This window comes from Diaphorobacter sp. JS3051, assembly GCF_015832135.1.
In the GTDB taxonomy this organism is placed as follows: Bacteria; Pseudomonadota; Gammaproteobacteria; order Burkholderiales; family Burkholderiaceae_C; genus Diaphorobacter; species Diaphorobacter nitroreducens.
Genome location: NZ_CP065406.1, coordinates 2,306,830 through 2,330,579, shown reverse-complemented (window position 1 = coordinate 2,330,579; position 23,750 = coordinate 2,306,830). Strand labels below are relative to the sequence as shown.

At 67.5% G+C, this 23,750-nt stretch carries 26 protein-coding genes; 22 read left to right on the top strand and 4 right to left on the bottom strand.

From position 1 onward, the window contains the following. Window positions 1-71: 71 nt before the first annotated feature. Window positions 72-1,331, bottom strand: coding sequence for an HD-GYP domain-containing protein (locus tag I3K84_RS11150; protein WP_196994513.1), 1,260 nt, complete (start codon window positions 1,329-1,331; stop codon window positions 72-74). 58 nt (window positions 1,332-1,389) lie between these two features. Between I3K84_RS11150 and recG the strand changes: the two genes are divergently transcribed. The 5 genes from recG (at window position 1,390) to ubiA (ending at window position 7,820) form a co-directional block, all read left to right on the top strand. Further along, entirely contained in the window at window positions 1,390-3,561 is a 2,172-nt protein-coding gene (gene recG / locus I3K84_RS11145; protein ID WP_196994512.1) for an ATP-dependent DNA helicase RecG, read from the top strand. A 68-nt stretch (window positions 3,562-3,629) separates the two neighbouring features. Beyond that, window positions 3,630-4,595, top strand: coding sequence for a LysR substrate-binding domain-containing protein (locus I3K84_RS11140; protein ID WP_011803839.1), 966 nt, complete (start codon window positions 3,630-3,632; stop codon window positions 4,593-4,595). 77 nt (window positions 4,596-4,672) lie between these two features. Continuing rightward, window positions 4,673-5,191 (top strand): Dps family protein, encoded by a 519-nt coding sequence (locus I3K84_RS11135; protein ID WP_011803840.1) that lies wholly within the window; start codon window positions 4,673-4,675, stop codon window positions 5,189-5,191. Window positions 5,192-5,215: 24 nt separating this feature from the next. Then, entirely contained in the window at window positions 5,216-6,754 is a 1,539-nt protein-coding gene (locus I3K84_RS11130; protein ID WP_103738507.1) for a CYTH and CHAD domain-containing protein, read from the top strand. A gap of 193 nt (window positions 6,755-6,947) precedes the next feature. Next, entirely contained in the window at window positions 6,948-7,820 is an 873-nt protein-coding gene (gene ubiA / locus I3K84_RS11125; RefSeq protein WP_196994511.1) for a 4-hydroxybenzoate octaprenyltransferase, read from the top strand. Window positions 7,821-7,874: 54 nt separating this feature from the next. Here ubiA and proC read toward each other — a convergent pair whose 3' ends face one another. The 3 genes from proC to I3K84_RS11110 all read right to left on the bottom strand — a co-directional run bounded on the left by proC (window position 7,875) and on the right by I3K84_RS11110 (window position 11,184). After that, complete coding sequence (gene proC / locus I3K84_RS11120) at window positions 7,875-8,705, bottom strand: pyrroline-5-carboxylate reductase (RefSeq protein ID WP_047350288.1); 831 nt, start codon at window positions 8,703-8,705, stop codon at window positions 7,875-7,877. Between the two features lie 165 nt (window positions 8,706-8,870). Beyond that, complete coding sequence (gene glpK, locus I3K84_RS11115) at window positions 8,871-10,367, bottom strand: glycerol kinase GlpK (protein WP_196994510.1); 1,497 nt, start codon at window positions 10,365-10,367, stop codon at window positions 8,871-8,873. 49 nt (window positions 10,368-10,416) lie between these two features. Continuing rightward, window positions 10,417-11,184 (bottom strand): DeoR/GlpR family DNA-binding transcription regulator, encoded by a 768-nt coding sequence (locus I3K84_RS11110; RefSeq protein WP_196996103.1) that lies wholly within the window; start codon window positions 11,182-11,184, stop codon window positions 10,417-10,419. A 195-nt stretch (window positions 11,185-11,379) separates the two neighbouring features. Between I3K84_RS11110 and I3K84_RS11105 the strand changes: the two genes are divergently transcribed. The 17 genes from I3K84_RS11105 (at window position 11,380) to rplO (ending at window position 23,741) form a co-directional block, all read left to right on the top strand. After that, complete coding sequence (locus tag I3K84_RS11105; protein WP_123674858.1) at window positions 11,380-12,474, top strand: ABC transporter ATP-binding protein; 1,095 nt, start codon at window positions 11,380-11,382, stop codon at window positions 12,472-12,474. Between the two features lies 1 nt (window position 12,475). Further along, on the top strand, window positions 12,476-13,546 hold the full coding sequence (locus I3K84_RS11100; protein WP_196994509.1) for an ABC transporter ATP-binding protein: 1,071 nt from the start codon (window positions 12,476-12,478) through the stop codon (window positions 13,544-13,546). A 141-nt stretch (window positions 13,547-13,687) separates the two neighbouring features. Then, window positions 13,688-14,584 carry a carbohydrate ABC transporter permease gene (locus I3K84_RS11095; RefSeq protein ID WP_196994508.1) on the top strand — a complete coding sequence of 299 codons (897 nt, stop codon included), beginning with the start codon at window positions 13,688-13,690 and terminating at the stop codon, window positions 14,582-14,584. Continuing rightward, a complete protein-coding gene (locus I3K84_RS11090) occupies window positions 14,577-15,389 on the top strand; it encodes a carbohydrate ABC transporter permease (RefSeq protein WP_012655440.1) in 813 nt (270 codons plus the stop codon). The genes I3K84_RS11095 and I3K84_RS11090 overlap by 8 nt, the downstream gene beginning before the upstream one ends. Before the next feature lie 149 nt (window positions 15,390-15,538). Further along, window positions 15,539-15,847, top strand: coding sequence for a DUF2160 domain-containing protein (locus tag I3K84_RS11085; protein ID WP_011803850.1), 309 nt, complete (start codon window positions 15,539-15,541; stop codon window positions 15,845-15,847). Window positions 15,848-16,021: 174 nt separating this feature from the next. Next, on the top strand, window positions 16,022-17,755 hold the full coding sequence (locus I3K84_RS11080) for an ABC transporter substrate-binding protein (RefSeq protein WP_123674860.1): 1,734 nt from the start codon (window positions 16,022-16,024) through the stop codon (window positions 17,753-17,755). 103 nt (window positions 17,756-17,858) lie between these two features. Then, window positions 17,859-19,457 (top strand): glycerol-3-phosphate dehydrogenase/oxidase, encoded by a 1,599-nt coding sequence (locus tag I3K84_RS11075; protein ID WP_196994507.1) that lies wholly within the window; start codon window positions 17,859-17,861, stop codon window positions 19,455-19,457. A 191-nt stretch (window positions 19,458-19,648) separates the two neighbouring features. Further along, complete coding sequence (rplN, locus tag I3K84_RS11070; RefSeq protein WP_011803853.1) at window positions 19,649-20,017, top strand: 50S ribosomal protein L14; 369 nt, start codon at window positions 19,649-19,651, stop codon at window positions 20,015-20,017. 10 nt (window positions 20,018-20,027) lie between these two features. Then, window positions 20,028-20,348 carry a 50S ribosomal protein L24 gene (gene rplX, locus I3K84_RS11065; RefSeq protein ID WP_011803854.1) on the top strand — a complete coding sequence of 107 codons (321 nt, stop codon included), beginning with the start codon at window positions 20,028-20,030 and terminating at the stop codon, window positions 20,346-20,348. A 9-nt stretch (window positions 20,349-20,357) separates the two neighbouring features. Next, window positions 20,358-20,897, top strand: coding sequence for a 50S ribosomal protein L5 (gene rplE / locus I3K84_RS11060; RefSeq protein WP_011803855.1), 540 nt, complete (start codon window positions 20,358-20,360; stop codon window positions 20,895-20,897). A 9-nt stretch (window positions 20,898-20,906) separates the two neighbouring features. Continuing rightward, window positions 20,907-21,212 (top strand): 30S ribosomal protein S14, encoded by a 306-nt coding sequence (rpsN, locus tag I3K84_RS11055; protein ID WP_011803856.1) that lies wholly within the window; start codon window positions 20,907-20,909, stop codon window positions 21,210-21,212. Window positions 21,213-21,232: 20 nt separating this feature from the next. Then, a complete protein-coding gene (rpsH, locus tag I3K84_RS11050) occupies window positions 21,233-21,628 on the top strand; it encodes a 30S ribosomal protein S8 (RefSeq protein WP_011803857.1) in 396 nt (131 codons plus the stop codon). 24 nt (window positions 21,629-21,652) lie between these two features. Beyond that, window positions 21,653-22,186, top strand: coding sequence for a 50S ribosomal protein L6 (gene rplF, locus I3K84_RS11045; protein WP_011803858.1), 534 nt, complete (start codon window positions 21,653-21,655; stop codon window positions 22,184-22,186). An 11-nt stretch (window positions 22,187-22,197) separates the two neighbouring features. Continuing rightward, the gene (rplR, locus tag I3K84_RS11040) at window positions 22,198-22,563 is read left to right on the top strand and encodes a 50S ribosomal protein L18 (protein WP_011803859.1); all 366 of its coding nucleotides are present in this window, start codon (window positions 22,198-22,200) and stop codon (window positions 22,561-22,563) included. Window positions 22,564-22,580: 17 nt separating this feature from the next. Then, window positions 22,581-23,102: a 30S ribosomal protein S5 gene (gene rpsE / locus I3K84_RS11035; RefSeq protein ID WP_011803860.1), complete on the top strand. Its 522-nt coding sequence runs from the start codon at window positions 22,581-22,583 to the stop codon at window positions 23,100-23,102. Between the two features lie 14 nt (window positions 23,103-23,116). Beyond that, window positions 23,117-23,299, top strand: coding sequence for a 50S ribosomal protein L30 (gene rpmD / locus I3K84_RS11030; RefSeq protein WP_012655443.1), 183 nt, complete (start codon window positions 23,117-23,119; stop codon window positions 23,297-23,299). 10 nt (window positions 23,300-23,309) lie between these two features. Continuing rightward, window positions 23,310-23,741 carry a 50S ribosomal protein L15 gene (rplO, locus tag I3K84_RS11025; protein WP_011803862.1) on the top strand — a complete coding sequence of 144 codons (432 nt, stop codon included), beginning with the start codon at window positions 23,310-23,312 and terminating at the stop codon, window positions 23,739-23,741. The last annotated feature ends 9 nt before the right edge of the window (window positions 23,742-23,750 follow it).

Here is a 23,750-nt window from a genome sequence, read left to right as displayed (position 1 = left end):
AGGCAGAAAGACAAGCCCGCGATTCTCGCAAAGATGCCGCCGCCGTGCAGCGCGTTGGTGCACCTCGGGCGCTACCAGCGAGGATCGGGCAGGTCGGACCAGAGTTGCGCGAGGTCGGGGAACTGCCAGCGCGCCGGGTCCTCGCGCGCGATGATCTTGTCGCGGCAGTCGGGCTCGGACAGGTCCACCACCTCGGGGGGGATGCGCAACTCGGATCGGGTGGAGTAGAAGACCCTCACGCGCGGCGCGATCAGCTTGCCCGGCGACTGCTCTGTCACGACGCCCAGGCGGCCCGAGGCGAGGCTCACCAGCGAGCCCACGGGGTAGATGCCGATGCTCTTGACGAAGGCCTGGAACAGCCGGCTGTCGAAGTGGTCGCGGGTCCATTCCGCCATGCGGCGCAGCGACTCTGAGGGGTCCCAGCCGCGCTTGTAGGGCCGGTCGGAGGTGACGGCGTCGTACACGTCGCAGATGGCGGCCATGCGTGCCAGCGTGCTGATCTGCTCGCCCGGCAGGCGGTGGGGGTACCCCGTGCCGTCCATCTTCTCGTGGTGGTGCAGGCACGCGTCCAGCACGGGCTCGGGCAGGTCGGTGCCCTGCAGCAGGGCGTAGCCGGCCACGGGGTGGCTGCGCACCACGGTGAACTCGTCGTCGGTCAGCTTGCCGGGCTTGTTGAGCACTTCCAGCGGCACGGCCGCCTTGCCGATGTCGTGCAGCAGCCCGGCCAGCCCGGCCATGCGCGTGGCGCCATCGTCCATGCCGATCTGCCGGGCCAGCGCCACCATCAGCGCGGACACGGCGACCGAGTGCATGTAGGTGTACTCGTCGGCCGTCTTGAGCCGCGCCAGGCTGATGAGCGCGCCGGGGTTGCGCGTGACCGAGTCGGTGATCTCGTTGACCATTTCCTGCGCCACGGCGGTATCGATGGCGCGGCCCAGGCGTGCCTGGCCGAACATCGTGACCACGGCCTGCTTGGCCTGCGAGCAGATGGCCGCCGCGCGGCGCAGCTCCTGGTCCATGCCTGCCGGCTGGGGCGTCACGGCCGGGGCCGGCGCGGGCTGGGCAGGCAGGTCCTCCAGTTGCTGGAAGTCGCTGTCCAGTTGCGCGTCGGCTTCGGCGCGGGACACGCTGGCCGTGCCGGGCGCGATGTCCAGGCCCTTGGATGTGTCGATCCAGACCTCGTGGATCTCCGTGGCGCGGATGCGCGCCAGGTCTTGCGGGTCCTGCAGCAGAAAGCGCGAGCGCCAGAAGGGGTGCTCCATCCAGGAGCCGCAGAACTCATGCAGGTACATGCCCAGGGTGAGATGTTTGACTTCGATGCGCTTGAGCATGACGGGAGACGACGAGACGGTAACGTGCGGTAACTGCGGGCATGATAGCCTTTTTGCCGTGCCCAGACCCACACGTTCCTCCACCTCCGCCTCGTCCTCCGCGAAGCCCGCCCCCAGCCCTGCACAGCAGGCCCTCGTCAAGCTGGGGCTGGTGCGCGACATTGACCTGGCCCTGCACCTGCCCCTGCGCTACGAGGACGAGACACGCATCACGCCGATCCGCAGCGCACGCGATGGCGACACGGTGCAGATCGAGGCCACGGTGACCGCCAGCGAGGTGCAGATGCGCCCGCGCCGGCAACTGGTGGTGACCGTGGAGGACGGCACCGGCAGCTGCGAGCTGCGCTTCTTCAGCTTCTACCCTTCGCACCAGAAGACCATGGCCGTTGGCGCGCGCCTGCGCGTGCGCGGCGAAATCAAGGGCGGTTTCTGGGGCCGCCAGATGCTGCACCCGGCGTTCCGCAAGGCCGAAGGGGACTTGCCCGCGGCGCTGACCCCCGTCTATCCCACGGTGGCGCAGCTGCCTCAGGCGTACCTGCGCCGCGCGGTGGCGAGCGCCCTCACGCGCGTGGAATTGCCCGAGACGCTGCCGCCGGGGCTGGAGCCCCCCGCGGTTCCCTCGGGGGTGCGGATTGATGGCCAAAACGGCCTCCAGCACCCATGGAGCCTGCGCGAGGCGCTCCTGTTTTTGCACCACCCCACGCCCGATGTGGCGCTGGCCACGCTGCAGGACCACAGTCACCCGGCGTGGCAGCGCCTGAAGGCCGAAGAACTGCTGGCGCAGCAGCTGTCGCAGCTCACCGCCAAGCGCGAGCGCGCCCGCCTGCGCGCACCGGCGCTGCGCCCGCAGACGCAGGCAGGGGGCACGCCGCTGCACGAGCAATTGCTGGGCGTGCTGCCCTTCAGCCTGACGGCCGCGCAGCGCCGCGTGGGTGAGGAGATCGCGCGCGATCTGGCCCGGCCGGTGCCCATGCACCGTTTGCTGCAGGGTGATGTGGGCTCGGGCAAGACCGTGGTGGCCGCGCTGGCCGCCACGGTGTGCATGGACGCGGGCTGGCAGTGCGCGCTGATGGCGCCCACCGAGATCCTGGCCGAGCAGCACTTCGCCAAGCTCATCGGCTGGCTGCAGCCGCTGCTGGCCGCGCGCGGGCGCCAGGTGGCGTGGCTGGTGGGCGGGCAGAAGAAGAAGGAGCGTGCCGAGATGCTCGCGCGCATCGAAAGCGGCGAGGCCGCGCTGGTTGTGGGCACGCACGCCGTCATCCAGGAGCAGGTGCGTTTCAAGAACCTGGCGCTGGCGGTGATCGACGAGCAGCACCGCTTCGGCGTGGCACAACGCCTGGCGCTGCGCAAAAAGCTGCAGCACGCCGGCATGGAGCCGCACATGCTGATGATGAGTGCCACGCCCATCCCGCGCACGCTGGCCATGAGTTACTACGCCGATCTGGATGTGTCCACCATCGACGAGCTGCCGCCCGGGCGCACGCCCATCGTCACCAAGCTGATCGCGGACAGCCGCAAGGATGAGGTGGTCGAGCGCATCGGTGCGCAGGTGGCGGCGGGCCGGCAGGTGTACTGGGTGTGCCCGCTGATCGAGGAGAGCGAGGCGCTGGACCTGTCCAACGCCACCGCCACGCACGCCGAGTTGAGCGAGGCGTTGCAGGGCGACGCGGCGCACGGGCGCGCGCCGGTGATGGTGGGCCTGCTGCACTCGCGCATGCCCGCCGCCGAGAAGAAGGCCGTGATGGACCTGTTCAAGGGCGGGCAGATGGGCGTGCTGGTGTCCACCACCGTGATCGAAGTGGGCGTGGACGTGCCCAACGCCTCGCTCATGGTCATCGAGCATGCCGAGCGCTTCGGCCTGTCGCAGCTGCACCAGTTGCGCGGGCGCGTGGGGCGCGGCGCGGCGGCTTCGGCCTGCGTGCTGCTGTACTCCACGGGCGATTCGGGCCGCCTGGGCGAGACCGCGCGCGACCGCCTGAAGGCCATGGCCGAGACCACCGACGGTTTCGAGATCGCGCGGCGCGACCTGGAGATCCGCGGGCCTGGCGAGTTCCTGGGCGCTCGCCAGTCGGGCGACGCACTGCTGCGCTTTGCCGACCTGGCCACCGATACGCTGCTGCTGGAATGGGCGCGCGAGACGGCGCCGCAGATGCTGGACCGCCACCCGCTGCTGGCCGAGCGCCACATCCAGCGCTGGCTTGGCGGAAAATCGGACTATCTCAAAGCCTGATGGGCCGCCCGCGGCCGCACAGCGCGGCGGGCGTTGCACAATGGCCGATTCTGCCGGCCGGATTCGCCATGACTCTTACCGAACTCAAATACATCGTCGCCGTTGCGCGTGAAAAACACTTCGGCCGCGCCGCCGAAGCCTGCTATGTCTCGCAGCCCACGCTGTCGGTAGCGGTGAAGAAGCTCGAGGACGAGCTGGAGGTCAAGCTCTTCGAGCGCAGCGCGGGCGATGTCTCCGTCACGCCGCTGGGCGAGGAAATCGTGCGCCAGGCGCAGAGCGTGCTGGAGCAGGCCGCCGCCATCAAGGAGATCGCCAAGCGCGGCAAGGACCCGCTGGCCGGCGCCCTCACGCTGGGCGTGATCTACACCATCGGCCCCTACCTGCTGCCCGAGCTGGTGCGCCATGCCATCGCGCGCACGCCGCAGATGCCGCTGATGCTGCAGGAGAACTTCACCGTGAAGCTGCTGGAGATGCTGCGCACCGGGGAGATCGACTGCGCCATCATGGCCGAGCCCTTCCCCGACACCGGCCTGGCCATCGCGCCGCTGTATGACGAACCCTTCCTGGCGGCCGTGCCCAGCAGCCACCCGCTGGCCGAGCGCGATGCGGTCTCGGCGTCGGAACTCAAGAACGAAACCATGCTGCTGCTGGGCGCGGGCCACTGCTTTCGCGACCACGTGCTGGGGGTGTGCCCCGAGTTCGCGCGCTACGCGAGCAATGCCGAAGGCATTCGCCGCACGTTCGAAGGCTCGTCGCTGGAGACCATCAAGCACATGGTCTCCGCCGGCATGGGCGTGACGCTGGTGCCGCGCCTGTCGGTGCCGCGGGATGCGCTGCACACGGGTGCACGCCGGCGCAAGAGCGACGACACGCACATCCGCTACCTGCCCATCAAGGAGAGCGACGGCAGCCCGCCGCCCATGCGCCGCGTGGTGCTGGCCTGGCGGCGCAGCTTCACGCGCTACGAGGCCATCGCCGCGCTGCGCAACGCTGTCTACGCCTGCGAGTTGCCCGGCGTCACGCGCTTGTCTTGACGCAGGGCGATGCTGCGCGGCGCGGCAGTTGGTACAGTCATGGCAGAGTCATCCCAACCACCCAGAAAGGACGCACCATGGCCAAGCCCAGCAGCAAATCCGTCAGCACCAAGAGCGGCGCACCGCGCATCAACATCGGCATCAGCGACAAGGACCGGGCCGCCATCGCGCAGGGCCTGTCGCGCCTGCTGGCCGACACCTACACGCTGTACCTCACGACCCACAACTTCCACTGGAACGTGACGGGCCCGATGTTCAACACGCTGCACACCATGTTCATGGCGCAGTACACAGAGCTGTGGAACGCCGTGGACCCGGTGGCCGAGCGCATCCGCTCGCTGGGCCATGTGGCGCCGGGCTCCTACGCGCAGTTCGGCCAGCTCACCAGCCTGCCCGACGTGCCGGCCCAGCCGCCCAAGGCGACCGAGATGATCCGCATCCTGGTGGAAGGCCATGAGGCCGTGGCCCGCACTGCGCGCGAGCTGTTTCCCCTGGCCGACAAGGCCAGCGACGAGCCCACGGCCGACCTGCTGACCCAGCGCCTCACGGTGCACGAGCAAACGGCCTGGATGCTGCGCTCGCTGCTGGAGGACTGAGCAACTGTGCACGCGGGCCGGGCCATGTCCGCCACCGAGACAGAGCTCAAGCTGGCGCTGCCCCCGCGCGATGCGGCGGCGCTGGCGGCGCGCCTCATGCGCGTGCCGGCGCTGGCACGCGCCACGCCGGTGCGTGAGCACCTGGTCAGCCTTTACCACGACACGCCTGCGCAGGACCTGCTGCGCCAGCGCGTCGCCCTGCGCCTGCGCCGCGAGGGGCCTGAGGGCGCGGGTGCCCGCTGGCTGCAGACCCTCAAGACCGCGGGCGACACCACGTCCGCGCTGAGCCAGCGCGGCGAGTGGGAAATGCCCGTGGCCGGCCCGGCGCTGGAGCTGCACCGGTTGGAGGGCACGCCCTGGCCCGCCATGGACCCCGATGGCGTGCTGGCCGCCGCGCTGCAACCGTGCTTTACCACCGACTTCGTGCGCACCCGCTGGCGTGTGCGGGTGCGCGGCGGCGCCGTGGTGGAGGTGGCGCTGGACGTGGGCGCCGTGACCGCCACGGTGGACGGCGCGGCGCATGCCACGCCGCTGTGCGAACTGGAGCTGGAGTTGCTGCAGGGGCCCCCTGAGGCACTGCTGGCGCTGGCGCGGCGCATCGCGCGGCACGTGCCGGTGTTGCCGCTGGCCGCGAGCAAGGCCGCACGCGGCTACGCGCTGCTACACCCGCCGGCCAGCCCGGCCTTGGAGGCCCAGCCGCCCGCGCTGAAGCGCGGCATGACGGTTGCGCAGGTCGCCGAACGCGTGCTGCAGGAGCCTTTCCACCAGTTCTGCGCCAACCTGTTTGCGCTGCAGCAGGGCAGCGACGCGCCCGAGGTGGTGCACCAGGCCCGCGTGGGCTGGCGCCGGCTGCGCAGCCTGGCGCGCCTCTTCGCCCCGGCCTGTGCCGCGCGGCCGGCCCCCGCCGCCGCAGCGCTTGCGCCGCTGCTGCAGTCCCTGGGACATTTACGCGACCTGGATGTGGCGCGCACCCAGACGCTGCCTGCGTTGGCCGCGCACTACGCGCAGGGCGGCGCGCGGCAGGCCGCCGCCTGGGCGGCAGCGCAGGCCGCGCTGGATGCCGCCGCAGACCAGGCCCGCGCGCAAACGCGCGCCGCACTCCATCGGCCCGCCGTGGGCGCCGCGCTGCTGGCCTGGCAGGACTGGTTGCATGGCTGGGCGCTGGCCGCGCAGGGGGAGTGCGGCGTGGACGCCTGTGCCAGCGATGCCCTGGCCGGCGCGCCGGCGCGGCACTGGGTGCGCAAGCGCGTCCAGCGGCTGGTGCGGCGCCTGGGCGCGGCGCTCAAAACGGCGGGCGATGACGAAGGCCTGCACCATGCCCGCATTCTCGCCAAGCGGTTGCGCTACGGCAGCACGTCGCTGGCGCCGCTGCTGCCCCGTCGCATGGGCCGCCACCGGGGCGCGGCCGAGCAGTGGCAGGAGCGCCTGGGCGCGCAGCGCGACTGGGCGCAGGCCGCCGCTCTGGTGGCTGGCTGCGGGGGCGATGCCGCCGTGGTTGCCTTCCTGCGCGGCGCCGCGCTGGGGCGCGGCTGGGATCCCCTGCGGGACGCCGCGCGCCGTTGAACGGCAGTCTTCCGCTCACGGGCAGTGCCGTGCGCTCACGCGGGCGCGCCGGCCGCCATGGCGTATAAAAGCGGGCTTTGGCGCACGCTGGCGGGCGCCCGTCCCCGTGTGCTGCGTCGTCCGCGGGCCTTGTGTCCTTTGTGCCCTCAGTGTCCGTGTCCGCCCCGCGCAACCTGTCTTTTCCCTTGCCTCCATGTCCGCTGTCGCCCCGCGCTCCCGCCTGTCCCTGTACCTCGACCTGATCCGCTGGAACCGCCCCGCGGGCTGGCTGGTGCTGGTGTGGCCCACGCTGGCGGCGCTGTGGGTGGCGGCGGACGGCTTTCCAGGCTGGCACCTGCTGGCGGTGTTCGTGGCCGGCACGGTGCTCATGCGCAGTGCGGGCTGCACCATCAACGACATTGCCGACCGCGACTTCGACCGCCATGTGAAGCGCACCACGCAGCGCCCCATCACGAGCGGCCAACTCAGCGTGAGGGAGGCCGCGCTGGTGGGCGTGGTGCTCACGCTGGTGGCTTTCGTGCTGGTGCTCACCACGCGCTGGGAGGCGGTGGCCTGGTCGGTGCCCGCGGTGTTGTTCACCATCCTGTACCCGTTCACCAAGCGGTTCTTCGCCATGCCGCAGGCGTTCCTGGGCATTGCGTTCAACTTCGGCATCGTGATCGCCTTTGCGGCCGTGCAGGGCCGGGTGCCTGCCACGGCCTGGGTGCTGTGGCTGGCCAACCTGTTCCTGGTGCTGGCCTACGACACCGAGTACGCCATGGTGGACCGCGACGACGATCTGAAGATCGGCATGAAGACCTCGGCCATCACGCTGGGGCGCTTCGACGTGGCGGCCATCATGGGCTTCTTCGTGCTGTGCCTGGGGCTCACGGCGTGGGTGCTCGCGCCCTACGGCCTGGGCTGGCCGCTGTGGCTGGGGCTGGGCGTGGCGGCGGCGCAGGTGGCATGGCACTTCACGCTGATCAAGGACCGCACGCGCGAGGGGTGCTTTACCGCCTTCAGCAAGAGCCACTGGATCGGCGCGGCGATCTTTGCCGGCGTGGCGCTAGGGTATTTGCTACGCTAGTGATAGCTGCCAGCGCTTGACTGTCAAGCGCTGGAGCTATTTTTGACGCATGAATCAGGCGCCGAACTCGGCCGCCAGTTCCTTGGCACGGGCCTCTGCCGCGCGCATGGCGGCGATGAAGTGCGCGGGCACCTGTGCAGCCTGCAGGTGCGTGATGGCGGCGTGCGTGGTGCCGCCCTTGCTGGTCACGCGCTGGCGCAGCACCTCGGCGCTCTCGGGCGAGCGCGCGGCCAGCTCCGATGCGCCCTGGAACGTGGCCACGGCCAGCTGGTAGGCCTGCGCGGGGGGCAGGCCCATGTCCACGCCGGCCTGGGTCATGGCTTCGAGGAACAGAAACACATAGGCCGGGCCGGAGCCCGACAGCGCGGTGACCGCGTCGAGCTGCTCCTCGGCCTCCACCCAGACGAACTGGCCGGTGGTGGCGATCACGCGTTCCACCAGCGCCTTGCCCTGCGGGTCCACTTGCGGGCGGGCGAACAGGCCGGTGATGCCCTTGCCCACCAGCGCGGGGGTGTTGGGCATGGCGCGCACGATGTGCTGCGTGTCCAGCCAGCGCGCGATGCTGTCCGTGGGAATGCCGGCGGCCACGCTCAGGTGCAGGGCGGTGGCGGTGTGGGCGCGGGTGGCGGCGGCGGCTTCCTTGAAGGTCTGGGGCTTGACGGCCCAGACGACCAGCGCGGCGCGCGCGAGCGCATCGCCGGCCGCGGGCTGCGCGGTGATGCCGAATTTTTCCTGCAGCGCGGCGCGCGCGGGCTCGAAGGGTTCGACCACCTCGATCTGGCCGGCCGGCAGGCCGCGCTGTAGCAGGCCGCCGATGATGGCGCTGGCCATGTTGCCGCCGCCGATGAAGGCAATGGGGGGAAGGGGGGATGCGCTGGCTGTCATGGGATGGGGCGGGGAAGCGATGGGGTCAGGCGGCATTGTGCGCCGTCCAGCATCATTCAGAGTGATTCAAAAACAGGAGCTGCTCGCGCTTGCTACGCGGGAGGTTCAGAGTGTTTTGTATCTGAAAATGGGTTGCAGCAAGCGCCAGCAGCTATGGTTTTTACGTCAACCGGGTAGCACGGCCTGCGCGACGGCGTGCTCCCAACGCGCCATCAACGCCTCGGCCTGGCTGCGCGGCAGGGTGGGGGTGAAGCGCCGCTCGGCCTGCCACAGGGCAGACAGCTCGTCGGTGCTGGCATACACGCCGCTCGCCAGGCCCGCCAGGTAGGCGGCGCCCAGGGCGGTGGTCTCCACCACGGCGGGGCGCACCACGGGAATGCCCAGCAGGTCGGCCTGGAACTGCATCAGCAGGTCGTTCACGCAGGCGCCGCCGTCCACGCGCAGCTCGCTCACCGGGGCGCCGCCTGCGGCCACGGCGTCGCGGCTCATGGCGGCCAGCAGCGCGGCGCTCTGGTAGGCAATGGATTCGAGCGCGGCGCGCGCGATGTGCGCGATGGTGGTGCCGCGCGTGAGGCCGGTGATGGTGCCGCGCGCGTCGGGCTTCCAGTAGGGCGCGCCCAGGCCGGTGAAGGCAGGCACCATCATCACGCCGCCCGAGTCGGGCACGCTTTCGGCCAGCGCCTGCACCTCGGAGCTGGCCGAGATGGCGCGCAGCCCGTCGCGCAGCCACTGCACCACGGCGCCGCCCACGAACACGCTGCCTTCCATGGCGTACTCGGGCGATTGGCCGGCCTGCGCTGCGCTGGTGGTGAGCAGGCCGTTCTCGCTTTTCTGAAAGCGGCTGCCGGTGTGCATGAGCATGAAGCAGCCCGTGCCGTAGGTGTTCTTGGCCATGCCGGCGGTGAAGCACGCCTGGCCGAAGAGCGCGCTTTGCTGGTCGCCTGCCACGCCGCCAATGGCAATCGGGCCGCCCAGCAGCGCCGCGTCGGTGGCGCCGAAGTCGCTGGCCGATGGCAGCACCTCGGGCATCAGCGCGCGCGGGATGCGCAGGAGCTGCAGCAGCTCATCGTCCCACTGGTTGGTGTGCACGTTGAACAGCATGGTGCGGCTGGCGTTGCTCACGTCGGTGACATGGCGCTTGCCGCCGGTGAGCTGCCAGATGAGCCAGCTGTCCACGGTGCCGAAGGCCAGCTCGCCGGCCTCGGCCGCGTCGCGCGCGCCGGGCACATGGTCCAGCAGCCACTGCAGCTTGGTGCCGGAGAAATAGGCGTCGATCAGCAGGCCCGTCTTGGCCTGGATGGCGGCGGCATGGCCCTGTTCGCGCAGTTGCGCGCAGGCGGGCTCGGCGCGCCGGTCCTGCCAGACGATGGCGTGGTGCACGGGCTGGCCGGTGCGGCGGTTCCACAGCACGGTGGTCTCGCGCTGGTTGGTGATGCCCAGGGCGCGCACGTCCTGCGCGGTGATGCGCGCCTCGCGCAGCGCGTCCTGCGCGGTGGCGAGCTGCGTGCGCCAGATCTCGCGCGGGTCATGTTCCACCCAGCCGGGGCGGGGATAGATCTGCGGCAGCTCGCGCTGCGCCTGGGCCACGATGCGGCCACGTTCGTCGAACACGATGCTGCGGGAGCTGGAGGTGCCTTGGTCGAGTGCGAGCAGGTAGGTCATGGGCGGAGCGTAACGTGTTGGGGCGCTGTTCAGTCGCCGGGAGGGCCTCTCATGCGGCAGCCACGGTGCATTGCACGCCGGCCTCGTGCAGCAGGGCCGGGAAGGGCTCGGGCGGCGGCGCGTCGGTGAACAGCCGGTCGATCTGCGCGAGCTGCGCCAGCTGCACCATGGCCGGACGGTTGAACTTGGTGTGGTCGGCGGCCAGCCAGACCTCGCGCGCGTGTTCGATGATGGTCTGCGCGACCTTCACCTCGCGCATGTCGTAGTCGCGCAGCGAGCCGTCGGGCTCGATGCCGGAGATGCCGATGAGCGCGATGTCCACGCGGAACTGGCGGATGAAGTCCACCGCCGCCTCGCCCACGATGGCGCGGTCGCGCTTGCGCACCACGCCGCCGGCCACTGTCACCTCGCAATCGGGGTTGGCGCACAGGATGGCGGCCACGTTCAGGTTGTTGGTCAGCACGCGCAGGCCCTTGTGGTGCAGCAGCGCCTTGGCAATGGCTTCGGTGGTGGTGCCGATGTTCAGGATCAGCGAGCAGTTATCGGGCACCTGCGCGGCCACGGCGCGCGCGATGCGCGCCTTGCCCGTGGAGTTCAGCGCCTCGCGCTGGGTGTAGGCCAGGTTCTCCACGGTGGAGCTGGGCATGCGCACCCCGCCATGAAAGCGGCTGACCAGGCCCAGTTCGGCCAGGCGCTGCACGTCGCGGCGCACGGTCTGCAGCGTCACGCCCAGGATGTCGGCCAGCTGCTCCACGCTCAGCGACTTGCGCAGGCGTACTTCATCGAGCAACTGGAGTTGGCGGGGGTTGGTGTTCACGGGCGGCGCTGGGGCGGGCATGTCAGTGGGGCGGGATGCACTTTAAAACGAACAAAAAGGAATTGAGCAAGGGTAAACCTTGATTCGTTTCGATCACAAAACAACAAAAATGAATGAATACGAAGATTTTGCCGGGAGTGGCAGGCGTGCGGACGCCTGGCACCCCCGCTGCCACAGGGGAGGCGAGGAGCGCGCATGGAGCTGATTTTGGACGGCATCACCAAGCGGGTCGGCCCGCAGGTGTGGCTGCATGGCATGGACCTGCGGCTGCACAGCGACGCCGTGACCGTGCTGCTGGGGGCCACGCAGGCGGGCAAGACCAGCCTGATGCGCATCATGGCCGGGCTGGACCGGCCCACCGAGGGCCGCGTGCGTGTGGACGGCGTGGACGTCACCGGCGTGCCCGTGCGTGAGCGCAACGTGGCCATGGTGTACCAGCAGTTCATCAACTACCCGTCGCTCACGGTGGCGGACAACATCGCCTCGCCGCTCAAGCTGCGCGGCGACAAGAACGTGGCCGCGCGCGTGCGCGAACTGGCCGAGCGGCTGCACATCACGCCTTTCCTCGATCGGCTGCCGTCCGAGCTGTCGGGCGGGCAGCAGCAGCGCGTGGCGCTGGCGCGCGCACTGGCCAAGGGCGCCCCGCTGATGCTGCTGGACGAGCCCCTGGTCAACCTGGACTACAAGCTGCGCGAGGAGTTGCGCGAGGAACTGTCGCAACTGTTCGCCGCCGGTGGCTCCACCGTGGTCTACGCCACCACCGAACCGGGCGAGGCGCTGCTGCTGGGCGGCTACACCGCTGTGCTGCACGAGGGCGAGCTGCTGCAGTACGGCCCCACGGCCGAGGTGTTCCACGCGCCGCGCTCGCTGCGCGTGGCACGCGCCTTCAGCGACCCGCCCATGAACCTGCTGCCCGCGCAGCCCGTGCCCGGCGGCGTGCAGCTGGCGGGCGGCAGCGTGCTGGCCCTGCGCCAGCCGCTGCAGGCCCCTGCGGGCGGCACGCTCACGGTGGGCCTGCGCGCCAGTGCCCTGCGGCTGGCCCAGCGCGCGGGCGACGTGGCGGTGCAGGGCGTGGTGGAGCTGGCGGAGATCTCCGGATCCGACACCTTCGTGCACGCCGCCACGCCCTGGGGCGCGCTGGTGGCGCAGGTCACGGGCGTGCACTATCTGGAACTGGGCAGCGCCGTCACGCTGTACCTCGATCCGGCGCAGGCCTATGTGTTCGGCGCCGATGGCGCGCTGGCCCTGGCGCCCGTGCGCGCCTCGGAACGCGCGCAGGGAGGGCACTGACATGGCGCGCATCGAGCTCAACCTGGCGCATTCCTACAAACCCCGCCCGCAGCAGGACAGCGACTACGCGCTGCTGCCGCTGGACATGGTCTTCGATGACGGCGGCGCCTACGCGCTGCTGGGCCCCTCGGGCTGCGGCAAGACCACCATGCTGAACATCATGTCCGGCCTGCTCGTGCCCTCGCAGGGGCAGGTGCGGTTTGACGGCCGCGACGTCACCCGCGCCAGCCCGCAGGAGCGCAACATCGCGCAGGTGTTCCAGTTCCCGGTGATCTACGACACCATGACGGTGGCCGAGAACCTGGCGTTCCCGCTCAAGAACCGCAAGGTGCCGGCCGATCGCATCCGCCAGCGCGTGGGCCAGATCGCGGAGATGCTGGAGATGAGCCACCAACTGGACATGCGCGCGGCCGGCCTGTCGGCCGACGCCAAGCAGAAGATCTCGCTGGGCCGCGGCCTGGTGCGCGAGGACGTCGCGGCCGTGCTGTTCGACGAGCCGCTCACCGTGATCGACCCGCACCTCAAGTGGCAGCTGCGCCGCAAGCTCAAGCAGATCCACCACGAGCTCAAGCTCACGCTGATCTACGTGACGCACGACCAGGTGGAGGCACTCACCTTCGCCGACCAGGTGGTGGTGATGACGCGCGGGCGCGTGGTGCAGATGGGCACGCCGGGCGATCTGTTCGAGCGCCCGCAGCACGCCTTCGTGGGCCACTTCATCGGCTCGCCGGGCATGAACTTCCTGCCCGCGCAGGTGCAGGGCGGCGAGATCACCGTGGCCGCGCAGCGCTGGGCTCTGCCGCGTGCGCTGCCGGAGGGCGCCGTGCAACTGGGCGTGCGCCCCGAATACCTGGCCCGGGCCGACGCGCATGCGCCCGGTGCGTTGCGCTGCACCGTGGCGCGCGTGCAGGACGTGGGCACGCACCAGATGCTCACGGCCACCGTGGAAGGTCAGTCCCTCAAGGCCCGTTTCGCGCCCGAGCAGGCGCTGCCCGCGCCGGGCGAGGCGGTCTGGCTGCAGGTGCTGGGCGAGCACACCTGCTTCTACAAGAACGAGGAGCTGCTGCCATGAATGGCTACCCCTTGAGCCGCAGCGCGGCTTCCCCCTGGATGGGGGACGGCGCCCTTTGCTGCGGAGCGGCCCTTGCTGGGCGCCCCGCCGTTTGCGCCGCACCAGTGGTGCGCGTCGCAGGCTATCCCTTGGAGCACTGCCATGAGTAGTACGACCAAACCCGTGAACCAGAAGGCCTGGTTCCTGGTGCTGCCGGTGATCCTGTGCGTGGCCTTCTCGGCCATCCTGCCCTTGATGACGGTGGTGAACTACTCGGTGCAAGACATCATCAGCCCCGAGCGCCGCGTGTTCGTGGGCACGGAATGGTTCGCCGCCGTGCTGCGCGACGAGGAACTGCACGGCGCGCTCCTGCGCCAGCTCACGTTCTCGCTGGCGGTGCTGCTGGTGGAAATTCCGCTGGGCATCCTGCTGGCGCTCAGCATGCCCGCGCAGGGCTGGAAGTCGTCGGCGGTGCTGGTCACCGTGGCGCTGTCGCTCTTGATCCCGTGGAACGTGGTGGGCACCATCTGGCAGATCTTTGGCCGCTCGGACATCGGCCTGCTGGGCGCGGCGTTCGAGGCCATCGGCTTCGACTACAGCTACACCGGCAACGCCACCCACGCCTGGCTCACCGTGCTGGCCATGGACGTGTGGCACTGGACTCCGCTGGTGGCACTCTTGTGCTTCGCGGGGCTGCGCAGCATTCCCGACGCGTACTACCAGGCCGCGCGCATCGACGGCGCGAGCAAGTTCGCCGTGTTCCGCTACATCCAGCTGCCCAAGATGCGCGGCGTGCTCATGATCGCCGTGCTGCTGCGCTTCATGGACAGCTTCATGATCTACACCGAGCCCTTCGTGCTCACGGGCGGCGGGCCGGGCAACGCGACCACGTTCCTGAGCCAGTACCTCACGCAAAAGGCCGTGGGCCAGTTCGACCTGGGGCCGGCGGCGGCGTTCTCGCTGATCTACTTCCTCATCATCCTGCTGCTGTGCTTCATCCTCTACAACTGGATGCAGCGCGTGGGCACCACGCCGAAGGAGGGTGCCGGCCATGAATGAGCCCCGCTTCCAGAAACGCACGCTGTTCCTGATCGCCTACCTGGTGTTCGCCGTGCTGCCCATCTACTGGATGGTCAACATGAGCTTCAAGACCAACGAGGAGATCCTGTCCAGCTTCTCGCTGTGGCCCCAGCACTTCACCTGGGCCAACTACCAGACCATCTTCACCGACGAGAGCTGGTACTCGGGCTACATCAACAGCCTGATCTACGTGGCCATCAACACGGTGATCTCGCTCACCGTGGCGCTGCCCGCGGCCTATGCGTTCAGCCGCTACCAGTTCCTGGGCGACAAGCACGTGTTCTTCTGGCTGTTGACCAACCGCATGACGCCGCCGGCCGTGTTCCTGCTGCCATTCTTCCAGCTCTACACCACCGTGGGGCTGATGGACACGCACATCGCCGTGGCGCTGGCGCACCTGCTGTTCAACGTGCCGCTGGCGGTGTGGATCCTGGAAGGGTTCATGAGCGGCATCCCGCGCGAGATCGACGAGACGGCGTACATCGATGGCTACTCGTTCCCGCGCTTCTTCCTCACCATCTTCCTGCCGCTGATCAAGGCGGGCGTGGGCGTGGCGGCGTTCTTCTGCTTCATGTTTTCGTGGGTGGAATTGCTCTTGGCACGCACGCTCACCAGCGTGAATGCCAAGCCCATCGTGGCCACCATGACGCGCACCGTGAGCGCCAGCGGCATGGACTGGGCGACGCTGGCCGCAGCGGGGGTGCTGACCATCGTGCCGGGCGCGATCGTGATCTGGTTCGTGCGCCACTACATCGCGAAGGGGTTCGCGATGGGCCGCGTCTGACGGGAAGGGAAGCCAACACATGAACCACCGCAATTCGCAGCGGCACGCGCAACGCGTCCCATACCAGCGGCAGCCGTGGAACGGGTTTTGCCCGGCCACCGGCTGCGTCCCCCTGGGGGGAAGCGCCGCAGGCGCTCAGGGGGGCACCCATGTTTGACTGGATGGCCTGGACCACCCCGGTGGCGGTGTTCTTCACCTGCATCGTGCTCATGCTGATCGGCATGACGGTGTGGGAAATCCAATCCCCCACGGTGGAGCGCAAGGGCTTCCTGCCCATGACCACCACGCGCGGCGACCGGCTGTTCATCGGCCTGCTCACCGCCGCGTACATCAACCTGGCCTGGGTGGGCCTGGGCGAGAAGATGGCGCAGTGGTTCTCGCTGGAGGCCGAGCCCTCGGTGTGGATCAGCTTCGTGCTGTCCATGCTGGTGCTGGCGCTGGTGCTGCGCAAAGGGTAGTCAAAAAAGATAGCTGCGTGCGCTTGATTTACGGGGATTTGAGATAGAAAAATATCTAAAACCCAATAACAACGAGCGCCAGTAGCTCACATTTTTATAAAAGGGGCCAGCCGACTCTCCCCCGGCACCGGCGCCCATCCAACCCCCGGGGAGCGTTCTTGTGAGGAGACAGCAATGAAGATGCAGTTCAAGGCGATCGCGTTCGCCGCCGCGGCGCTGGCGCTGGGGCAGGCAGCCTGGGCCGGCGAGGCCGAGGCCAAGAAGTGGATCGACAGCGAGTTCCAGCCCTCCACGCTGAGCAAAGACCAGCAGATGGCCGAGATGAAGTGGTTCATCGACGCGGCCAAGAAGCTGCAGGCCAAGGGCGTGAAGGAGATCGCGGTGGTCTCCGAGACCATCACCACGCACGAGTACGAATCCAAGACCCTGGCCAAGGCGTTCAGCGAGATCACGGGCATCCAGGTCAAGCACGACCTGATCCAGGAAGGCGACGTGGTCGAGAAGCTGCAGACCTCCATGCAGTCGGGAAAGTCCATCTATGACGGCTGGATCAGCGACTCCGACCTCATCGGCACCCACTACCGCTACGGCAAGATCCTGAACCTGTCCGACTACATGGCCGGCCCGGGCAAGGACTACACCAACCCCGGCCTGGACCTGCAGGACTTCATCGGCACCAAGTTCACCACCGCCCCGGACGGCAAGCTGTACCAGCTGCCCGACCAGCAGTTCGCCAACCTGTACTGGTTCCGCGCCGACCTGTTCGACCGCAAGGACCTGAAGGACAAGTTCAAGGCCAAGTACGGCTACGACCTGGGCGTGCCGCTGAACTGGAGCGCCTATGAAGACATCGCCGAGTTCTTCACCAACGACGTGAAGAACATCGACGGCAAGCCGATCTACGGCCACATGGACTACGGCAAGAAGGACCCGTCGCTGGGCTGGCGCTTCACCGACGCCTGGCTGTCCATGGCCGGCAGCGCCGACATCGGCACGCCCAACGGCCTGCCCATCGACGAATGGGGCATTCGCGTGGCCGACGACAAGTGCACCCCCGTGGGCGCCAGCGTGGCCCGTGGCGGCGCCACCAACTCGCCGGCCGCAGTCTACGCGCTCACCAAGTACGTGGACTGGATGAAGAAGTACGCGCCCAAGGAAGCCATGGGCATGACCTTCGGCGAGGCCGGCCCCGTGCCCGCCCAGGGCCAGATCGCCCAGCAGATCTTCTGGTACACCGCCTTCACCGCCGACATGACCAAACCCGGCCTGCCCGTGGTGAATGCCGACGGCACGCCCAAGTGGCGCATGGCCCCCGGCCCCAACGGCCCGTACTGGAAGCAGGGCATGCAAAACGGCTACCAGGACGTGGGCAGCTGGACCTTCTTCAAGGACCACAACCCCGACCGCCTGGCCGCCGCGTGGCTCTATGCCCAGTTCGTGACGGCCAAGAGCACGTCGCTGAAGAAGACCGTCGTCGGCCTGACGCCGATCCGCGAGTCCGACATCCGCTCCAAGGCCATGACCGACATGGCGCCCAAGCTGGGCGGCCTGGTCGAGTTCTACCGCAGCCCTGCGCGCGTGGCCTGGTCGCCCACCGGCACCAACGTGCCCGACTACCCCAAGCTGGCGCAGCTGTGGTGGAAGAACGTGGCCCAGGCCGTCACGGGCGAGAAGACCCCGCAGGCAGCCATGGACACACTGGCCGACGAGATGGACCAGGTGATGGCCCGCCTGCAGCGCGCCGGCATGGAGCGCTGCGCGCCCAAGCTGAACGCCAAGGGTGACCCCGCCAAGTGGCTGAGCGACCAGCACGCGCCCTGGAAGAAGCTCGCCAATGAGAAGCCCAAGGGCGAAACCATCAACTACAACACCCTGCTGCAGGCCTGGAAGGACGGCAAGGTGCGTTGATGCCGCAGCGGATGGGCCCTTTGCCGGGCCCATCCCCGCGGATCCGGTCACAATTCAGGGTAAACCCTGATTTTTTCCGCCAGGGTTACGGACCATTCCCCTTATGACTAGCGACACCTCCACCCCTTTGGCAACCGTACGGGCCGACCTGCTGGCCCGCCTGGCTCAACCCGTGACCTACGACCTGGCGGTCGTCGGAGGTGGGGCGACGGGCCTGGGGGTGGCGCTGGATGCGGCGGCGCGCGGCTTTTCCGTCGTGCTGCTGGAATCGCACGACTTCGCCAAGGGCACCTCCTCGCGTGCCACCAAGCTGGTACACGGCGGCGTGCGCTACCTCGCTCAGGGCAACATCGCCCTGGTGCGCGAGGCGCTGCACGAGCGCACCACGCTGTTGCGCAACGCCCCCCATCTGGCGCAGCCGTTGGCATTCGTCATGCCTTCTTACAAGGTGTGGGAAACACCGTTCTACGGTGTGGGCCTGAAGATGTACGACGCCCTGGCCGGCAAGGCGGGCCTGGGGCCTACCGAATTCCTTGGGCGCATGGAGACCCTGCGCTGCCTGCCCACGGCCATGGCCGACGGGCTCAAGGGCGGCGTGAAGTATTGGGACGGGCAGTTCGACGACGCCAGACTGGCCCTGGCCCTGGCGCGTACCGCCGCGCAGCGGGGGGCCCTGCTGCTCAACTACTGCCCCGTGGACGACCTGTTGTACGACGGGGGGAAGGTGGCGGGCGTGGTTTGCCAGGATGCCGAGACCGGGCAGCGCTACGAGGTGCGTGCGCGCTGCGTGGTCAACGCCACCGGCGTGTGGGTGGATGCCCTGCGCCAGCGCGATGGCGATGTGACCGGCCAGCCCGCCAAGCCCATGGTGGCGCCCAGCCAGGGGGTGCACATCGTGGTGGACCGCGAGTTCTTGCCCTCCGACCATGCGCTGATGGTGCCCAAGACGGCCGACGGGCGGGTGCTGTTTGCGGTGCCCTGGCTGGGCAAGGTGATTTTGGGCACGACCGACAGCCCACGCCAGGATCTGGCGCGCGAGCCCCAGGCCATGCGGGAGGAAGTGGCCTTCATCCTGGGGGAATCGGCGCGCTACCTGCGGCGTGCCCCCCAGGCGAGCGATGTGCGCAGCATCTGGGTGGGCCTGCGTCCCTTGGTCAAGCCCTCGGACGAAGACGCCGCCGCCACCAAGAGCATCAGCCGGGAACACACCGTGCTGGCCAGCCGCAGCGGGCTGGTCACCGTGACTGGCGGCAAGTGGACCACCTACCGCGCCATGGCCGAGGATGTACTGCTCAAGTGCATGGACGAACACCTGCTGCCGCGCCGCCCGGGCGGGATCACCGTTGCGCTGCCTCTGGTAGGAGCCGGTGCCACCCGGGAGCGCCAGGGAATGAACGCGCCCCAGGGTCTGCATTCCTACGGGGACGAGGCCGCGCGGGTGCAAGCCCTGCCGGGATCGCAGGTGCAACTGACCGAAGGGCTCAGCGAGGCCATGGTGCGCTTTGCCGCGCGCCATGAGTACGCACGCACCGTGGAGGACGTGCTCGCACGGCGCTCGCGCGTGCTGTTTCTCGATGCGCGCCTGGCGGCCGCGCTGGCGCCGCGCGTGGCGGACATCCTGCGCGAGGAAATCCCCGGCCAGGACCCGCAGCTGCCCGCGTTCCTGGAGTTGGCCGCACACTACGCCACGGTGCCGGCATAAAAAGCGCTTGACGCCCGGTTCCAAGTTTGCGATACTACCGGGCTTCGCGTTAAGTGCGCGAGGTTTCTGCCCAGCGGGAAGCGCCGCAAATGGTTTGCGGCGTGGACGACGGGCCCAAGACTGACTGGCAGGTCGGCCGCCTTGAAAGGCTTCGGGGCATTCGACCGCTGGTGCAAGTTGGGAATATTGAAATGATCCAAACAGAATCTCGGTTAGACGTTGCCGACAATACCGGCGCGAAGTCCGTCCTGTGCATCAAGGTGCTGGGCGGTTCCAAGCGTCGCTATGCCAGCGTTGGCGACATCATCAAGGTGAGCGTGAAGGAAGCTGCTCCGCGTGGCCGCGTCAAGAAGGGCGAGGTCTACAGCGCAGTGGTTGTGCGTACGGCGAAGGGTATCCGCCGCGGCGACGGTTCGCTCGTGAAGTTCGACGGCAATGCAGCAGTGTTGCTCAATTCCAAGCTGGAGCCCATCGGCACCCGCATCTTCGGCCCCGTGACGCGTGAACTGCGTACCGAGCGCTTCATGAAGATCGTGTCCCTGGCTCCCGAAGTTCTCTGAAGGACGCGCCATGAACAAGATCCGCAAGGGCGACGAAGTCATCGTGCTCACCGGGCGCGACAAGGGTAAGCGCGGCACGGTGTCGCTGCGCAAGGATGACTCTCATCTGGTCATCGAAGGCATTAACCTGGTCAAGAAGCATGTCAAGCCGAACCCCATGAAGGGTACGACTGGCGGCATCGTGGAAAAGGCCATGCCCATCCACCAATCCAACGTGGCCATTTTCAATGCCGCTACCGGCAAGGCTGACCGCGTGGGCATCAAGGTGCAGGCCGACGGCACGCGTGTTCGCGTGTTCAAGTCCAGCGGCGCCGAAATCAAGGCTGCCTAAGGAGTCCACATGGCACGACTGCAAGAAATCTACCGCGACAAGATCGCCCCCGAACTGGTCAAACAGTTCGGTTACACCTCGCCCATGCAGGTTCCCCGTCTGACCAAGATCACGCTCAACATGGGCGTGAGCGAGGCCGTGGCGGACAAGAAGATCATGGACAACGCCGTGGCAGACCTGACCAAGATCGCTGGTCAGAAGCCCGTGGTGACCAAGGCCAAGAAGGCTATCGCCGGTTTCAAGATCCGCGAAGGCCAGGCCATTGGCTGCATGGTGACGCTGCGCGGTGCGCAGATGTACGAATTCCTGGATCGCTTCGTGACGATCGCGCTGCCCCGCGTGCGCGACTTCCGTGGTATCTCCGGTCGCGCATTCGACGGCCGCGGCAACTACAACATCGGCGTCAAAGAGCAGATCATTTTCCCTGAGATCGAGTACGACAAGGTGGATGCCTTGCGCGGCCTCAACATCAGCATCACCACGACGGCCAAGACCGACGAAGAAGCCAAGGCGCTTCTCACGGCTTTCCGTTTCCCGTTCAAGAACTAAAGGCAGCGTATGGCTAAAGTAGCTTTGATCCAGCGCGAACTGAAGCGCGAAAAACTGGCCGCCAAGTACGCCGCCAAGTACGCGGAACTGAAGGCGATTGCCGGCGATGCCAAGCGCAGCGACGAAGAGCGCGAAGCGGCCCGTCTGGGCCTGCAGAAACTGCCTCGCAACGCCAACCCCACGCGCCAGCGTAACCGCTGCGAAATCACCGGTCGTCCCCGTGGCACTTTCCGTCAATTCGGTCTGGGTCGCGCAAAGATCCGTGAACTGGCATTTGCCGGTGACATCCCCGGTGTCACCAAGGCCAGCTGGTAAGCAGGCAGGAGAGATACAACATGAGCATGAGTGATCCCATCGCTGACTTGCTGACCCGCATCCGCAACGCACAAATGGTGTCCAAGGCCACCGTGTCGGTGCCTTCTTCCAAAGTGAAGGTTGCCATCGCCCAGGTGCTGAAGGACGAGGGTTATATCGACGGCTTCGAAGTGAAGTCCGAGAGCGGCAAGACTGAACTCGAAATCACCCTGAAGTACTACGCCGGTCGCCCGGTGATCGAGCGCATCGAGCGCGTGAGCCGTCCCGGCCTGCGCGTGTACAAGGGCTGTGGTTCCATTCCGCAAGTCATGAACGGCCTGGGTGTGGCAATTGTCACGACGCCCAAGGGTGTGATGACCGACCGCAAGGCGCGCGCTACCGGTGTCGGTGGCGAGGTGCTTTGCTACGTCGCTTAACGTGGCATTGAGGAGAAGACTGAAATGTCCCGTGTAGGTAAATCCCCGGTAAGCATCCCCGCAGGCGTGGATGTGTCCATCAAGGACGACCAGATCAGTGTCAAGGGTGCTGGTGGCGTGCTGTCGCTGGCGCAGAACGCGCTGGTGAAGGTGTCTAACAACGAAGGCAAGCTGAGCTTTGAGCCGGTCAACGACTCGCGTGAAGCCAATGCCATGAGCGGCACCGTGCGCCAGTTGGTGAACAACATGGTGGTCGGTGTGAGCAAGGGCTTTGAGAAGAAGTTGACGCTGATTGGCGTGGGCTTCAAGGCAGCAGCCTCCGGCAACAAGCTGAACCTGGCCATCGGTTTTTCGCATCCCGTGAACTTCGAGATGCCTACCGGCATCACCGTTGCCACGCCGACGCCCACCGAAATCGTGATCAAGGGTGCTGACCGCCAAGTGGTGGGCCAGCTGGCCGCCGAGATCCGTGCCGTTCGTCCGCCCGAGCCCTATAAGGGCAAGGGTATCCGCTACGCGGACGAAAAAGTCACGATCAAAGAGACCAAGAAGAAGTAAGGAGCTGCAGCATGTTGACCAAAAAAGAGCAGCGTCTTCGTCGTGCCCGCCAGACCCGCATCCGCATTGCCCAGCAAGGTGTCGCGCGTCTGACGGTCAATCGTACGAATCTCCATATCTACGCCAGTGTGATCTCCGGCGATGGCAGCAAGGTGCTGGCCAGCGCATCCACGGCCGAAGCCGATGTGCGCAAGTCGCTCGGTGGCTCGGGCAAGGGTGGCAACGCCGCTGCAGCCCAGATCATCGGCAAGCGCATCGCCGAGAAGGCGAAGGCGGCCGGTGTCGAGAAGGTTGCATTTGATCGTGCAGGTTTTGCATACCACGGCCGCGTGAAGGCCCTGGCCGATGCAGCCCGTGAAGCCGGCCTGCAGTTCTAAGCGGAGCGGAATACAAAATGGCTAAATTTCAACCCAAGGTACAGAGCGAAGGTCAGGACGACGGTCTGCGCGAAAAAATGATCGCGGTCAACCGCGTGACCAAAGTCGTGAAGGGTGGCCGCATTCTGGGCTTCGCTGCGCTGACGGTGGTTGGCGATGGTGACGGCCGCGTGGGCATGGGCAAGGGCAAGTCCAAGGAAGTGCCCGCCGCCGTGCAAAAGGCCATGGAAGAGGCACGTCGCAACATGGTGAAGGTGTCGCTGAAGAACGGCACCATTCACCACAACGTGACGGGCCACCACGGCGCAGCCGTGGTGATGATGGCCCCGGCCCCCAAGGGTACCGGCATCATCGCTGGCGGCCCGATGCGCGCCGTGTTCGAGGTGATGGGCATTACCGATATCGTGGCCAAGAGCCATGGTTCGTCCAACCCTTACAACATGGTTCGCGCCACGTTTGACGCCCTGACCAATTCCACTACGCCGGCCGAAGTGGCCGCTAAGCGCGGTAAGACGGTCGAAGACCTCTTCGCTGCCTGATAGGGAGGCGTGCAATGACAACGCAACAAACCATCAAGATTCAACTGGTGCGCAGCCCGATTGGCACCAAAGAATCGCACCGCGCTACCGTTCGTGGCCTGGGTCTTCGCAAGCTCAACAGCATCAGCGAACTCAAGGACACGCCTGAAGTGCGCGGCATGATTAACAAGATCAGCTATCTGGTCAAAGTCCTCTGAGAGGTTGATGATGGAACTCAATAGCATCAAGCCCGCAGATGGTGCCAAGCACGCCGCGCGCCGCGTTGGTCGCGGCATTGGTTCCGGCCTGGGCAAGACCGCTGGCCGTGGCCACAAGGGACAAAAGTCCCGCTCCGGGGGGTACCACAAGGTGGGCTTCGAAGGCGGTCAAATGCCTTTGCAGCGCCGTCTGCCCAAGCGCGGCTTCAAGTCGCACCTGCTGAAGTTCAATGCGGAAATCTCCTTGACCGCCCTGGAAAACCTGGGGTTGGCTGAGGTGGATGTGCTGGCGTTGAAGAACGCAGGACTGGTGGGCGAGCTGGCCAAGGTGGTCAAGGTGATCAAGAGTGGCGAGATTTCCAAGGCTGTGAAGCTGTCGGGAATCACCGCAACTGCTGGCGCCAAGGCTGCCATCGAAGCGGCCGGCGGTAGCCTGGCCTGATCTGGTTCT

Coding starts and splice junctions, on each gene's coding strand:
- I3K84_RS11150 (WP_196994513.1), bottom strand. CDS start 1,331: ATGCTCAAGCGCATCGAAGTCAAACATCTCACCCTGGGCATGTACCTG.
- I3K84_RS11140 (WP_011803839.1), top strand. CDS start 3,630: ATGACTCTTACCGAACTCAAATACATCGTCGCCGTTGCGCGTGAAAAA.
- I3K84_RS11135 (WP_011803840.1), top strand. CDS start 4,673: ATGGCCAAGCCCAGCAGCAAATCCGTCAGCACCAAGAGCGGCGCACCG.
- I3K84_RS11130 (WP_103738507.1), top strand. CDS start 5,216: ATGTCCGCCACCGAGACAGAGCTCAAGCTGGCGCTGCCCCCGCGCGAT.
- ubiA (WP_196994511.1), top strand. CDS start 6,948: ATGTCCGCTGTCGCCCCGCGCTCCCGCCTGTCCCTGTACCTCGACCTG.
- proC (WP_047350288.1), bottom strand. CDS start 8,705: ATGACAGCCAGCGCATCCCCCCTTCCCCCCATTGCCTTCATCGGCGGC.
- glpK (WP_196994510.1), bottom strand. CDS start 10,367: ATGACCTACCTGCTCGCACTCGACCAAGGCACCTCCAGCTCCCGCAGC.
- I3K84_RS11105 (WP_123674858.1), top strand. CDS start 11,380: ATGGAGCTGATTTTGGACGGCATCACCAAGCGGGTCGGCCCGCAGGTG.
- I3K84_RS11100 (WP_196994509.1), top strand. CDS start 12,476: ATGGCGCGCATCGAGCTCAACCTGGCGCATTCCTACAAACCCCGCCCG.
- I3K84_RS11095 (WP_196994508.1), top strand. CDS start 13,688: ATGAGTAGTACGACCAAACCCGTGAACCAGAAGGCCTGGTTCCTGGTG.
- I3K84_RS11090 (WP_012655440.1), top strand. CDS start 14,577: ATGAATGAGCCCCGCTTCCAGAAACGCACGCTGTTCCTGATCGCCTAC.
- I3K84_RS11085 (WP_011803850.1), top strand. CDS start 15,539: ATGTTTGACTGGATGGCCTGGACCACCCCGGTGGCGGTGTTCTTCACC.
- I3K84_RS11080 (WP_123674860.1), top strand. CDS start 16,022: ATGAAGATGCAGTTCAAGGCGATCGCGTTCGCCGCCGCGGCGCTGGCG.
- I3K84_RS11075 (WP_196994507.1), top strand. CDS start 17,859: ATGACTAGCGACACCTCCACCCCTTTGGCAACCGTACGGGCCGACCTG.
- rplN (WP_011803853.1), top strand. CDS start 19,649: ATGATCCAAACAGAATCTCGGTTAGACGTTGCCGACAATACCGGCGCG.
- rplX (WP_011803854.1), top strand. CDS start 20,028: ATGAACAAGATCCGCAAGGGCGACGAAGTCATCGTGCTCACCGGGCGC.
- rplE (WP_011803855.1), top strand. CDS start 20,358: ATGGCACGACTGCAAGAAATCTACCGCGACAAGATCGCCCCCGAACTG.
- rpsN (WP_011803856.1), top strand. CDS start 20,907: ATGGCTAAAGTAGCTTTGATCCAGCGCGAACTGAAGCGCGAAAAACTG.
- rpsH (WP_011803857.1), top strand. CDS start 21,233: ATGAGCATGAGTGATCCCATCGCTGACTTGCTGACCCGCATCCGCAAC.
- rplF (WP_011803858.1), top strand. CDS start 21,653: ATGTCCCGTGTAGGTAAATCCCCGGTAAGCATCCCCGCAGGCGTGGAT.
- rplR (WP_011803859.1), top strand. CDS start 22,198: ATGTTGACCAAAAAAGAGCAGCGTCTTCGTCGTGCCCGCCAGACCCGC.
- rpsE (WP_011803860.1), top strand. CDS start 22,581: ATGGCTAAATTTCAACCCAAGGTACAGAGCGAAGGTCAGGACGACGGT.
- rpmD (WP_012655443.1), top strand. CDS start 23,117: ATGACAACGCAACAAACCATCAAGATTCAACTGGTGCGCAGCCCGATT.
- rplO (WP_011803862.1), top strand. CDS start 23,310: ATGGAACTCAATAGCATCAAGCCCGCAGATGGTGCCAAGCACGCCGCG.